Source organism: Candidatus Pelagibacter sp. HIMB1593 (assembly GCF_052047755.1).
Classification (GTDB): domain Bacteria; phylum Pseudomonadota; class Alphaproteobacteria; order Pelagibacterales; family Pelagibacteraceae; genus Pelagibacter.
The window spans coordinates 1,418,385-1,431,236 of record NZ_JBNAJK010000001.1; the positions used below are offsets into that span (position 1 = coordinate 1,418,385).

Annotated in this window: 12 protein-coding genes; 2 read left to right on the forward strand and 10 right to left on the reverse strand. The window is 26.3% G+C overall.

The annotated features are described in order from the left end of the window. Nucleotides 1-3 precede the first annotated feature (3 nt). The 10 genes from ACTTA0_RS07525 to ACTTA0_RS07570 form a co-directional block, all read right to left on the reverse strand. Nucleotides 4-1,263, reverse strand: coding sequence for a hypothetical protein (locus tag ACTTA0_RS07525; RefSeq protein ID WP_440676613.1), 1,260 nt, complete (start codon nucleotides 1,261-1,263; stop codon nucleotides 4-6). 58 nt (nucleotides 1,264-1,321) lie between these two features. After that, nucleotides 1,322-2,209: a glycosyltransferase family 2 protein gene (locus ACTTA0_RS07530; protein ID WP_440676614.1), complete on the reverse strand. Its 888-nt coding sequence runs from the start codon at nucleotides 2,207-2,209 to the stop codon at nucleotides 1,322-1,324. A gap of 13 nt (nucleotides 2,210-2,222) precedes the next feature. Beyond that, nucleotides 2,223-3,062 (reverse strand): FkbM family methyltransferase, encoded by an 840-nt coding sequence (locus tag ACTTA0_RS07535; protein ID WP_440676615.1) that lies wholly within the window; start codon nucleotides 3,060-3,062, stop codon nucleotides 2,223-2,225. After that, nucleotides 3,052-4,287, reverse strand: a complete 1,236-nt coding sequence (locus ACTTA0_RS07540) for a glycosyltransferase family 4 protein (protein ID WP_440676616.1) — start codon at nucleotides 4,285-4,287, stop codon at nucleotides 3,052-3,054. Before ACTTA0_RS07540 ends, ACTTA0_RS07535 begins: the two co-directional genes overlap by 11 nt. A gap of 4 nt (nucleotides 4,288-4,291) precedes the next feature. Next, nucleotides 4,292-5,410 carry a DegT/DnrJ/EryC1/StrS family aminotransferase gene (locus tag ACTTA0_RS07545; RefSeq protein WP_440676617.1) on the reverse strand — a complete coding sequence of 373 codons (1,119 nt, stop codon included), beginning with the start codon at nucleotides 5,408-5,410 and terminating at the stop codon, nucleotides 4,292-4,294. Between the two features lie 13 nt (nucleotides 5,411-5,423). Next, nucleotides 5,424-6,356, reverse strand: coding sequence for a hypothetical protein (locus tag ACTTA0_RS07550; RefSeq protein WP_440676618.1), 933 nt, complete (start codon nucleotides 6,354-6,356; stop codon nucleotides 5,424-5,426). Next, a complete protein-coding gene (locus tag ACTTA0_RS07555; RefSeq protein WP_440676619.1) occupies nucleotides 6,353-7,102 on the reverse strand; it encodes a class I SAM-dependent DNA methyltransferase in 750 nt (249 codons plus the stop codon). Before ACTTA0_RS07555 ends, ACTTA0_RS07550 begins: the two co-directional genes overlap by 4 nt. A gap of 15 nt (nucleotides 7,103-7,117) precedes the next feature. Further along, a complete protein-coding gene (locus ACTTA0_RS07560; RefSeq protein WP_440676620.1) occupies nucleotides 7,118-7,573 on the reverse strand; it encodes a hypothetical protein in 456 nt (151 codons plus the stop codon). Between the two features lie 103 nt (nucleotides 7,574-7,676). Further along, the gene (locus ACTTA0_RS07565) at nucleotides 7,677-9,470 is read right to left on the reverse strand and encodes an ABC transporter ATP-binding protein (protein WP_440676621.1); all 1,794 of its coding nucleotides are present in this window, start codon (nucleotides 9,468-9,470) and stop codon (nucleotides 7,677-7,679) included. Then, nucleotides 9,467-10,438 carry a GDP-L-fucose synthase family protein gene (locus tag ACTTA0_RS07570; RefSeq protein ID WP_440676622.1) on the reverse strand — a complete coding sequence of 324 codons (972 nt, stop codon included), beginning with the start codon at nucleotides 10,436-10,438 and terminating at the stop codon, nucleotides 9,467-9,469. The genes ACTTA0_RS07565 and ACTTA0_RS07570 overlap by 4 nt, the downstream gene beginning before the upstream one ends. 418 nt (nucleotides 10,439-10,856) lie before the next feature. Between ACTTA0_RS07570 and rfbF the strand changes: the two genes are divergently transcribed. Next, nucleotides 10,857-11,630, forward strand: coding sequence for a glucose-1-phosphate cytidylyltransferase (gene rfbF, locus ACTTA0_RS07575; RefSeq protein WP_440676623.1), 774 nt, complete (start codon nucleotides 10,857-10,859; stop codon nucleotides 11,628-11,630). Continuing rightward, nucleotides 11,591-12,715 carry a CDP-glucose 4,6-dehydratase gene (rfbG, locus tag ACTTA0_RS07580; RefSeq protein ID WP_440676624.1) on the forward strand — a complete coding sequence of 375 codons (1,125 nt, stop codon included), beginning with the start codon at nucleotides 11,591-11,593 and terminating at the stop codon, nucleotides 12,713-12,715. The genes rfbF and rfbG overlap by 40 nt, the downstream gene beginning before the upstream one ends. Nucleotides 12,716-12,852: the final 137 nt, after the last annotated feature.

Consider the following 12,852-nt stretch of genomic DNA (forward strand, 5'->3'; position numbering starts at 1 on the left):
ACATTAATATTTTAATTTTATTGAAATATGTCTATCTACTATTTTTAAAAAGAATTTAATTAAAATAATATAAATAATAACATTCAAACAAATTATTAATATTTCATATGGATAAAATATCAAATAAAACAGATCCTCAGAGAGAACATTTTTATAATTTTTTTCCCAAATAAGATAAGTTGCTAAATCAAATGGTATAAGCAAAGAGTATAAGTTAAAAAAATAAATATGTTTATCATTTAAGATATTATTTATTAGAAGCAAGAAAATTAAAAAAGGTATAACTGTTGCAATAAATCCTGGTGATACATAGCTTGATCCTATTTGAAATGAAAATGTAAATAGACAAACTCCAAATGAAATAAATATTGGCTTAGAAATTTTATTTTTAAATTTAAATAAAAATAAAGAAATAATTAAAAATAATACTAATGTTAGAAATCTTGAATATAAAAGTAAGTTTTGATTTAAGGAAAATTTATCTATTAAAAACCAAATATTTCCTGGAAAAAAATATGCTGTTAAATCATCGACACCATGTTTCCATTCAAATCCAAAACCAAATACTTTTGAGTTTAAAATTATTGGAATTAATAAAAATAATAAAAAAAATAATATGATACGCAATATTTCTTTTCGGTTAGAAACCATTACAATGGGTAGTATTGCTGCAAGTGCTGTAATTTTTACTGCAAACAAACTGAAACTAGAAAAAAAAGAATTTAATAATCTACTTGAGTGTGATATTGAATAAAATATTCCTCCAAATGCAAAAATCATTAAGGCTTCGTCTTGACCATCAAATGCCAACCAACCAATTACTAGAGGATTAGTGATATACAACATAGCAAATAGTTTAGCTCGATTTATTGAAAGTAATTTTTTTATAGACAAAAAAAATAAACAAAAACCAAATAATTCAAATAATTGCAAAATTAACATTATTGCAATTGGATTTTTGAATAAATAATACGGAATAGATAATAAGTAATTAAAATAAAAACCATATGGTGTTGAAAAATCACGGTTAGGAATTTTACCTTCCAAAACCCAACTTACATGAAGTTCATAAGCATAAAGATCTCCACTAACTCTACCTTCAAAAAAGAAAAACCAAACTGATAAAATTATCCATCTGGTTAAAAAACCATAAATTACAAACTGATAAAGTTCAAAATCTTTAAATTTTTTATTTTTTAAAAGTATATAACCTACCAACAATCCAAAAATAGAAATTAAAAACTTCGAAATTATAACTACCATAAATAATTATTTATTAACAATATTGATTATTCAAAAATATTTTTTATATAAAAAAAAATCAATTGAAAGACAAAAGTAAACGCCTAATTAAATTTCTAATTCCACCTCTTTTTAAATACCAATAAGCACGACGAAAACGAAAATAAAATCTCTTTAACTTACCAATAATATTATATTTGTCTGTATAATTATATTTTTTTGACATTATTAAATGCTCTTCAACTATTTTTGGTGAGATTATGGGGCCAGTTTTTTGTAATTCATGTCGTCTAAAAGCTCCCAAAACTTTGTCAATACGTAGAAAATTTTTTTCAGCAATAATTCCAAACTCTAAAATCATCTGATAATCCATTGTATTATATAAGTTTAAATTATATCCTGAGAATTGTTTGTGTAGTTCTGATTTCCATAACATAGACTGAGAATTTAAATGGAACCCCTCGTATTTAAAATGATCTAAATTGAAATTAAACGCATGGTTTAAATCAATAATTTTATCATTTTCATCAATTGTTAACCAATCACCAAATACAAGTAATTTATCATTATTTTTTAAAAAAGCTTCGGTTATGTAAAAAAATGATTTTGGTAGATATATATCGTCAGAATTTAGCCATCCATAAATTTGTCCACTTGCTTTTTGAAACCCTTTATTTAATGCATCGCTTTGCCCATAATCTTTTTCACTTATCCAATAATGAATATATTTTGAATATTTTTTTATAATTTCAACTGTTCCATCAGAAGAACCCCCATCAATTATAATAAATTCTAAATTTGGATAACCTTGATTTAAAACTGACAAAATACTTTTTTCAATATATTGAGAGTGATTAAAACTTGGCATCACAATCGAAATTTTAGGCCAAATGTTCTCTTGATTGAAATCTTTTATTGATAATTTTTTTTCAAGAAAACCATTTTTAAAATAATTTATCTTATTCATAAATAAAACTTTTTTAAAAAAAATCTTTTTTTAAATATATAGTATTTTTATTACTATTTTTTTTTTGTTGAAGACTAACTAGTTTTTTTGAAGATGGGATGTAGGTATATGTACTAAATCCATAATTTAGTAATTTCTTATGCAATGCATCCTCATCGAAACTATAATTTTTTCCACCACCAATTAATTCAATAATTATGCATTTTAAATCATTGTGTGAAAAAATATTTTCAGCTCCATCAATTACCTTTGACTCATATCCTTCAACATCAATTTTAATAAATTTAGGAATCCGTCCATTTAAAATTTGATCCAGTTTAACTGCAGGTATATTTATGATATCAGAATATTTTTCACCATTTACTAATACGTGATTAAGAGCATCTAAATTATTTGAAAATTTTAAACTTTCATCTTTATCACTAATTGCAACATTATAAATATCAACAGTGTTGCTGAAATCATTAAGTAAAATATTTTTTTTTAAAATTTCATATGATGAAGGTATAGGTTCCACAGCAATAACTTTTGAATTCTTACTTGCAGCAAGAATTGTATACGCTCCTATATTTGCTCCTATATCTACAAATAAGTCGTCAGCATCTAAATAATCAAATAAGAAATTCATCTCCTCGTACTCATAAAGTCCACAATACCATGCATTACTTGCACTGGTCATTCCTCTTTTTCCATACAAATAAGTTTTATTATAATATGGTAAGGCAATCAGACCAGGCATTATTCTAGATGCAATTTGCCAACGTAAAACTCTAAATATTGCAGAAATTTTAGAATTTTTATTTGATGGATGTTTCCATACAAACTTTAGTAATTGAATTAAATTATTTATCATTCAAGTTTTTTGAACTCAATAATTTAAACTTATAATCATCTATAATTTTTTCTAAAATTTTTTTTCTATCTATTTGCTTAAAAAAACTAGCTCTCTCATATCCTTTTTCTACAAGTCTTTCTCTAAGATGACTATCAGTTATTAGATTATTAATATGCTGAGCCATTGTTTCTGGATTTTTTAAATCCATTAGTAAAGCAGCATCACCTACTTGATCTTTTAAACCTTTTAAATCAGGATATAAAACTGGCGCACCTAAATCAAATGCCTCCAATGGAGGAATATTAGTTGGTCCAAAATAAGTTGGCATAACAAGTGCTAAACATTGTTCGTAAAGAAATGGTATCTCTTCATTTTTTACAAATCCAATAAAATGAATTTGTTCATTTAATTTTAATTTTTTAACCTGATTTTTGACAAAACTTAAATTTCCCTGATCTCCACCTGCAAATATCGCAGAAATTTTGATTTTAAATTTATTTTCTAAAGATTTAATTCCTTGAAGAATGTAAGTATGATTTTTATGTGCCCAAAATTGGGCTGGATAAAATATATAAGGATACTTTATAGAATATTTTTTTTTGATTTCTATTTGATTTAAATTTTTTTTTATTAAATATTTCTGTATATTTTGACCTGGTTGAAATGGAATTGAATGCACTCTTTTTTTATCAATTAAAAAATATTTTGAAACATCTTCTCTAGACATTTCAGAATCAACTATTATTGCTGTGGCTTTTCTTATGGTTGAGGTATAGAAATCATGAATAGTTTCTATAATTTTGTTTTCTTTAAATTCAGGAAACTCATTATTATATAAATAATTTAAATCCCACACTGTTAAAATATAATTGAGTTTATCAACTTCTTTAGCCAAACTACTTGGGGAGACAAAGTAAATTAAATCAATACTGTTTGAAATCATAATTTTTTCAAATTTAGAATATTTATTTATTACTTTTAAAAACTTTAAAATTCTTGGATGATAAAATTTAGATTTCAAAAAAGAGAAAAATTTATTTGTGAAATTTATATTTATATAATTAAATTTAATCCCATAATCAGATAATACATTCATATTATCTTTTATTGTTGTAAAATAAGCTAAATCTATAAAATCATTTTTTAAGTCTTTTGCTAACAAAATTGCATTTAAAGCTTGCTGATAACCCCCACCAGCCAAAATTTTTTGATCTAAAATAATAGCAATTTTTATCTTGGTCATTATTTCATTTTTTTACTATTTTAAATAAAACATCTACAACACTTGAAATTTTTTTTTTATCTAAAGATAAGCCGCTTGGTATATAAAAACCACGCTCATACAAATTTTCTGCAACAGGATAATGTTGATTATCAAATAAGTTAAGTTTCTTCAAAACAGGTTGTAAATGCATGGGGTAAAAAAAAGGTCTACAGCCTATTCCATTATCTAATAATTTTTTCATAACCTCTTTAGCACTAAGTTTAATTTCTGGTTTTAAAATAACTCCATATACCCAATAAATATTTGTTGCATAATCGGTTTTATCTAAAGGAAGTTGCAAGCTTTTTAATTCTGAGAGTTTTTCATTATAAAGTTTTCCTATATAACGTTTTTTTTTGATAAAAAAATCAAGTTGCTCTAATTGAGCAACTCCCACTGCTGCTTGAAGATTTGACATTCTATAATTCCATCCAAGTTTTGTATGTACAAAGCGATTATTATCATCAAAGTATAAATTTCTAAGTTTTCGACATTTCTCAGCTAAGGTTTTGTCATCAGTAAGCACCATTCCACCTTCACCGGTGGTGATATGCTTATTTGGATAAAAACTAACAGTGCTAATATCTCCAAAAGAACCACAAGAAATACTTCGATAAGTTTGACCAATTACTTCGGCAGCATCCTCAATTAATTTTAAATTATATTTTCTACATAGGTTAATCAAATCTTCCATTTCAACTGGCAACCCATATATATGCACTGCTAAAATAGCTTTAGTATTTGATGTGATCTTTGCTTCAATATGATCTACGTTCATATTCCAAGTTAATGGATCAGAATCAATTAACACAGGTTTTGCACCTGATCTGACTATTTGTAAAATAGTTGAAATTATTGTGAAAGAAGGAATTATAACTTCATCTCCTACTCCAATTTCTAAACATTGTACTGCAATGTCAATTGCTGCAGTACCATTTGATACTGCAACACCATATTTTCTACCTAATTTAGAAGAAAATTCTTTTTCAAATCTTTTAACAAAAGGCCCGTCGGATGAAATCCATCCGGTATCTATACATTCGTTTAAATATTTCTTTTCATTACCCTCTAGCAATGGTTCATTTACAGGAATGAAGTTCATAATATTATTAAACCTATATTATTTCTTTCTTATTAGTAATAACATTAATTACTGACATGCCATCTAAAGCGTTGATTTCTTCGTTGGTATCAGTGTAGATTAATTCACCATTTTTATTTCTAGCCTCTCTAAAGCCTGCTGATTGATAGCCCTCTGATATATTAATTTTTGGTATTTTGGACATATATTTATTTAATATAAAATAAGCATTGTTACCTGCACTATTACAACCAATAAAATAATATCCTTTTTTTTCAGCAATATAATTCAAAGCACTTAAACTTGCCCCAAAGTATTTACCAGAATAATGTGAGTCGAACCTACTAAATTTATGATCATATGGGATACTGATAAATTTATCAGCACCAAATACCGCATTATACTCTAAAATTAAAATATCAGGATTAAATATATTTAGATCTAAAGATTCAATAATCCAGTAGTCATTTCCATCTAAGTCAATATGTAGAAGTTCAATCTTGTCAAATGTACTACTTTTTAATAAACTTTGAATATTTTCTCTAGTTATAAATTCCGATTTTGCCTTCAGATTATATTTCCAAAAAATTGGTGAAGATTTTAATATATTCATATTTTTTTTATCCCCATCCATAACAAAACCTTCCCATCTATTATTAATAAGCAAAAAATGAGTATTACTCTCAAAATAATCTGCCACACCAAATTCTATAAATTTACCATTTTTTTTTAAATTGAGTAGATTTATCAAAAATTGAATTATACCATCATCACCAAATTGAGAATAAACACTAAATTCTTTTTCTTGTAACCACTTTGGGTTTGATAAATCTGGAACTTCAGTCCAAGTTGAACTATTCATTATTGATTTTGCAGAAAGTATCAATGCTTGATCTTCCCAGTTTTTTTTTTGTGTGGGTTTAATGATAGTTTTAATCTTATGAGTTAGATTTTTTATAAAGATCATTTTTTCCTAAATACATTGCAAATTGTCCAAGTATCTTTACTTGGAACTTTGCCAGTCAAAAATTCTTCACTATTTAAATGTTCAAACCCATTATTTTCAGCAAAAAATTTAATTTCAGGAACTGAAAAGTGTCTCATTGAATGCTTTTCGGTAATTGTTTCAAGGCTATTATTATTAGTATCTTTTATTAAGATTGTATAATTTATATCTACAATATTTGAATTTGTTATATTTTTTGGCTCAGCTATTCTATAAATTTCTAAATTTTCATGTTTAATTCTTTTATATCTAACACTTGGTTGTTGATAATTTACACCTGGAGTAAACCAAGCATCAAATATAAAAAGACCATTTTTTATCAAATGCATATTTGCAGACTTAAATACTTGGTTGATTTGAGAGTTAATTGTTTGATAGCTCATTACATGAAATAATGAAAAAATAGCATCAAACTTTTTACCTAAGTTTAGTTTACATATATCTCCTACTTCACAAGTAAAACCGTCACCTTGTTCAGCAAGAGAAATCATTTTTTTGCTTTTTTCTATACCATGAACAGAATAACCTTCCTTTGCTAGTAGTCGACCGTGCTTACCTGAGCCTGAGCCAAATTCAAGTAACTTATTTTTTTTTAGTTTGTATTTTTTGAATAAATTTAAAATATAATTCTTTTCACTAATATAATCTTTGTTTTTATAAAAAATATCATAAAAGTTACTATAATTATCAAAAACTTTTTTATTCATTGTTGATTTAAATATTTATTCTTTAATTTTAATTTTTACACTGTTACCTTGATCAAATCTAATTTTATCTTCATCACCCATGTATGGCCCTTGCTTGACTTCAATGATTTCACTTTTTTCCAACATTTCAAATCCATGACCACCAAATGCCAATAAAATTACATCCCCTTTGTACAAAATTTGACTTTCAAAATAATTTTGATCTAGATCATAAAAATCTACACGAACTTTTCCTGACTTTATAAATAAGACTTCATTGGTAAAATGTACCTCTCTTTGGATGCGATTATGCAAGTGAGGTTTAATTACATACTTTTTAGGCCTTTTCATATATCCAAGTTGCTGTGAAAATTCACCTGGTGTAAAAAATTCTATACTTTCATTATCTGAAGAAAAATCAGATTGTAAAATTATTGCATATATTTTATCTAACTTCTTAATATATTTAATTCCTTTTTTTTGATCTGTCATATTATTAGACTTATCACTTTTATTAATAAAAATAAAACAAGCAATAATTAATAATTAATACTCTTCGTTTTAGTTATTTTATAAATTTAAAAGTATTTTTTAATTACGATAATTCTTTAAAATAGTCATTTCTTATACTCAGTTCATCGTATGATCCAAAGTCTGCAATTAAACCTTTTTCCAAAAGATATATGATATCACAATTTTTTACTGTATTTATTCTATGAGCAATTGTTATTATAGTCATCTCATCACTAATATTCTTTAGTCCCTGCATAACTAAGCGCTCTGTAATGCTATCCAATGCACTAGTTGCCTCATCTAAAACAAGAACTTTTGGTGAGAAATATAATGATCTTGCAATTCCAATTCTTTGTTTTTGTCCTCCAGATAAACGAACACCTCTCTCACCGACTGGTGTCTCAAAGCCATTAGATAATTCATTAATTATAAAGTCATATATATTTGCAACTTTTGCTACCTGCTCTACTTTTTTCATGTTAATATTTTCTTTATTAACACCAAATGCAATATTATTTGTAATTGTATCATCTGCTAAGTAAACTTGTTGCGGAACATAACCAATCAATTTTTGCCAATTTCGTACATTTGAATTATTAATCTCTTTATCATCCACAATTAATTTGCTTTCGTAAGGTTCCAATAAACCTATAATTAAATCAATCAAGGTTGTTTTACCTGATCCTGTTTTTCCAACAAAAGCTACTGATGTATTTGCTTTGATAGAAATATTTAGGTTTTTAAAAATGAATTTATTAGAAGCAGGGTATTTATAATTTAAGTTATTTAGTTTGATTTCTTTCTTAAGTTGAATTTCGTCTTGATCATTTTCATGAACTACATCGTTTTTAATTATCATATTATTCATGTCAGCATAAAGTAAGTCAATAGCTGGCTGAGAATACTTAATTGTGGAAATTGAAGTATATAATTGCTGGATAGCTGGTAAAATTCTATAAGCTGCGACAGCATATATCGATAAAATTGGAATTATAATTGAAAAATTATCTAAAATTGTCATTAAATAAAGTATTACAATGAGCATGCTTCCAAAACCCAAACCTTCCATAGCAAACCTTGGTATTAAAGATAAGATAGTTGCAAGGGAATAGCCTTTTGCATAAAGAACGGCAGGAAGATCATATCTTTTCATAAAAACTTTTTCTAAGCCTCCCATTTTAACCTCTTTTATTGCACCAAAAGTCTCTAACAATACCAACGCTCTCTCCTTATTTCTCTGAACATTGCTTATTCCAATATTTTTAAGCTTTTTATTAACAACTAAATAGATAATGAAATAACCAGTTCCAAATCCAAAAAATGATATCAGGGCAATTTTTGCATTTATAAATAACAGAATAAGTAAAATTAAAATAATTATTGCACACTGTGCAATTAAGTTAATAAATGGTGCTAATACTCTATCAGTTACATTATTAACTTCTGATAAAATATTTTTTCCTAAGTCTGCACTATGCTTATTTAAAAACCAAGTATATGGTTGAGCCAAGTAAGCTTCAACTAACCTTCTACCAATACTATATTCTCTCATCATCACAAAACGCAGTAAAAAATAATTAGTTATCCCTTTAAAGGCTAGAGAGAAAGTGAAAACCAAGAAAACCAAGATACCTATAACAAAAATAAAATCATTTGGGTTTTTAACTCCATAAGAATTTGAAATTTCAAATAAAGTTCTTAATATTTTGTTAGTTTGTATTAATTCTGGATTTGTAAGAATAACTAGAAATGGATATATTGAAACTATTCCTAACATATCAAATACTGACATAATTAAAATTAAGATCATTAATATGCCAGCACGTTTTTTTTCTTTTGATGATAATAAGTTAAAAATTTTTAATATTGGGTTCATAAAGATTTTAAAAAACTTTTATAAGTAACCTTTAATCCTTTAAATAAATTGACTTTTGGTTTCCACTTCAATTTAGTTATTCTTGAGGAATCTAAAAGTTTTCTTGGAATTCCATTAGGCATTTTTGTATTAAAATTTATATTTCCTTCAAAGCCAACCACCTCTTTTATAGTTTCAGCTAATTTTTTAATTGTTACATCCTTACCTGAACCAATATTAATATGACTGCACATTTCATCAGTTAAACTTTTGTATTTTTTTTTACTAATATTCATAACGTGGATGCATGCATCAGCCAGATCATCAACATACAAAAATTCTCTCTTTGGTAAACCTGTACCCCACACTAATACATTTTTTTTATTGTTAATCTTTGCCTCGTGAAATCTACGAATTAATGCTGGTATAACATGACTATTTACTGGATGATAATTATCTCCTTTGCCATATAAATTTGTGGGCATTACACATCTATAATCAACTCCATGGCTTTTTCCATATTGTCTATTATAACTTTCACACATTTTTATCCCAACAATTTTAGCTATTGCATACGGTTCATTTGTAGGCTCAAGTTTTCCAGTTAACAAATACTCCTCAAGAATTGGTTGTTTAGAAAATTTTGGATATATGCAACTCGATCCTAAAAATAAAATTTTTTTAACTCCATTCTCAAATGCAGCATTAATAATATTGGTTTGCATCATAACATTTTGATAAATGAATTCTGCAGGAAATTTATTATTAGCAAATATTCCCCCTACTTTTGCAGCAGCTAAATAGACTTCTTGAGGTCTCTCCTTTTTAAAAAAACGATTTACGGCTAACTGATTAACTAAATCTAAATCTTTTTTTGAACGAAGTATAATGTTATTAAAACCTTTGGATTTTAATGCTCGAATTATAGAAGAACCTACCATTCCAAGATGACCAGCAACATAAATTTTCTTATTATTGTTTTTTCTCATTTATTTTTATTTTAAAAATTTTTTCATTTTTTTATCAATTCCTCTATATTAGTAATTCTCTGATTTTTACTAATTATTTCTGAACCAAGTTGATGAACTATAAAATTGAGTTTTATGATCATAATCATTAAAATACAAGCCTAAAATCAATAAACAGATCTACATTTGATTTTTAAATTTAAAAATAATTAAATTGTCTCTGTATTTTTTTTATGTTTTTTTACCACAAGAAAATTTTTTTAAATTGTTTAGCAATATCAAGACTAAAAATATATTTGTTAAAATAAAAAAAAATGTTCTTTTGAAAAAAAACAAAGCTAAAAATTATTGATGGTTTGAAGAAAAAATTAATAATTATAAATTTTAGTATAAATAAATTTTACCTCATGATAGATTAAAGTAGATTAAATATAAAATTATGAAAGCAGTTATACTAGCAGGTGGATTAGGAACTAGAATATCTGAGGATACTCAGTTAAAACCAAAGCCAATGATAGAAATAGGTGGCAAACCTTTGCTTTGGCATATAATGAAAACTTATTCTCTAGGTGGTGTAAATAATTTTGTAATTTGTTGTGGTTACAAGGGAGAGGCAATTAAAGAGTATTTTTCAAAATATTTTCTATACAATTCAGATATAACAATTGATTTATCAAATAATAATCTAGAGGTGCATCAAAGAAATAGTGAGCCTTGGAAAATAACTTTAGTTGATACTGGAGAAAAAACAAATACAGGTGGTAGACTTAAAAGGGTTAGTAAATACCTAGAAAACGAAAAGGCTTTTTGCTTTACTTATGGAGATGGCCTTTCTGACATTGATATTTTATCATTAATTAAGTTTCACAAAAATCATAAAAAACTTGCAACTATTACAGCGGTAGTACAACCTGGACGTTTTGGAGTTTTAGAATTATCTGGTGCTGAAGTGAATAAATTTACAGAAAAACCTAGAGGGGATGGAAGTTTAATCAATGGTGGTTTTTTTGTTTTATCACCTAAATGCTTAAACCTAATTGAAAATGACTCTATACAATGGGAAAATGAACCATTAAAAAATTTAGTTAAAAAAAATCAGTTAATGGCTTATCTACATGATGGTTTCTGGCAGCCTATGGATACGTTAAGAGAAAAAAAATTACTTGAAACGTTATGGGAAAGTGGCAAAGCACCTTGGAAAAAATGGAGCTAAATAGAAACAGTTTTGTATATCCTAGTTTTTGGAAAGGTAAAAAAGTTTTGTTGACTGGACATACTGGTTTTAAGGGTAGCTGGTTAAGTATTTGGCTAAAATTAATGGGAGTGAAATTAACTGGTTATTCTCTTTTACCCTCAACAAACCCATCTCTCTTTGAAGTGGCTAAAGTAAAAAAAGGTATGAAGAGCATAAAGGGTGATATTCGAAATTTCAAATCTATATTTAAAGTAGTTAAAAAAGTTGAGCCAGAAATTATTATACATTTTGCGGCTCAACCACTAGTTCGTAATTCATACACAAAACCAAAATATACATACGAAACAAATGTTATGGGTACAATAAATCTTTTAGAAGCTGCAAGGAAAGTCAAATCAGTAAAAGTCTTTTTGAATGTTACATCTGACAAATGTTATGAAAATAAAGATTATTTAAAAAAAAAATACAAGGAAACTGATCCAATGGGTGGAGATGATCCTTACAGTAGTAGCAAAGCTTGTTCTGAATTAATTACAAAAGCTTATAGATCTTCATTCTTTGAAAACTCTAAGATTGCCCTTGCAACTGCTAGAAGTGGTAATATTATTGGGGGTGGAGATTGGTCTAAAAATAGATTGGTCCCTGATATATTGCGATCAATAAATAACAACAAGAAAATTATAATTCGAAGCCCTGAGTCTGTACGTCCATGGCAATATGTTTTAGAAGCATTATCAGGATATATGATTTTGATTCAAAAGTTGTATGAAAATCAAAAAAAATATTCAAAAAGTTGGAATTTTGGTCCTAACAATAAAAATACAAAAACTGTTAAATGGATTGTTGAGTACATGATAAAGCGTTCAGGATTAAAACTTAATTGGGAATATGATAAGAAAACTAATGTGCCTGAAGCAAATTACTTAGATCTTGATACACAAAAAACTAAATCTGTCCTTAATTGGAAAACTACTTTAAAACTTAAAGATGTTTTAAATAAAACAATAGATTGGCATAAACATTTGAAAAAAAAACAGGACATGCATAAAGTTTGTGAAAGACAAATTAATACATTTATTAAAGAGGCGAAAAAAAATTTATAATATACAAATTTCTTTGTTAATTAAATATAATAATTTGATATCTAAAGTAAGACTAAATTAGACAACAAGCTTGTAAGATGTATGATTTAATATTTACAAATAATTTTATAATTAATTTTTTTAATAGTTTTTTATTT

Excerpts from the sequence above, each read along its gene's own strand:
- ACTTA0_RS07525 (WP_440676613.1), bottom strand. The coding sequence starts at position 1,263 with ATGGTAGTTATAATTTCGAAGTTTTTAATTTCTATTTTTGGATTGTTG.
- ACTTA0_RS07530 (WP_440676614.1), bottom strand. The coding sequence starts at position 2,209 with ATGAATAAGATAAATTATTTTAAAAATGGTTTTCTTGAAAAAAAATTA.
- ACTTA0_RS07535 (WP_440676615.1), bottom strand. The coding sequence starts at position 3,062 with ATGATAAATAATTTAATTCAATTACTAAAGTTTGTATGGAAACATCCA.
- ACTTA0_RS07540 (WP_440676616.1), bottom strand. The coding sequence starts at position 4,287 with ATGACCAAGATAAAAATTGCTATTATTTTAGATCAAAAAATTTTGGCT.
- ACTTA0_RS07545 (WP_440676617.1), bottom strand. The coding sequence starts at position 5,410 with ATGAACTTCATTCCTGTAAATGAACCATTGCTAGAGGGTAATGAAAAG.
- ACTTA0_RS07550 (WP_440676618.1), bottom strand. The coding sequence starts at position 6,356 with ATGATCTTTATAAAAAATCTAACTCATAAGATTAAAACTATCATTAAA.
- ACTTA0_RS07555 (WP_440676619.1), bottom strand. The coding sequence starts at position 7,102 with ATGAATAAAAAAGTTTTTGATAATTATAGTAACTTTTATGATATTTTT.
- ACTTA0_RS07560 (WP_440676620.1), bottom strand. The coding sequence starts at position 7,573 with ATGACAGATCAAAAAAAAGGAATTAAATATATTAAGAAGTTAGATAAA.
- ACTTA0_RS07565 (WP_440676621.1), bottom strand. The coding sequence starts at position 9,470 with ATGAACCCAATATTAAAAATTTTTAACTTATTATCATCAAAAGAAAAA.
- ACTTA0_RS07570 (WP_440676622.1), bottom strand. The coding sequence starts at position 10,438 with ATGAGAAAAAACAATAATAAGAAAATTTATGTTGCTGGTCATCTTGGA.
- rfbF (WP_440676623.1), top strand. The coding sequence starts at position 10,857 with ATGAAAGCAGTTATACTAGCAGGTGGATTAGGAACTAGAATATCTGAG.
- rfbG (WP_440676624.1), top strand. The coding sequence starts at position 11,591 with ATGGGAAAGTGGCAAAGCACCTTGGAAAAAATGGAGCTAAATAGAAAC.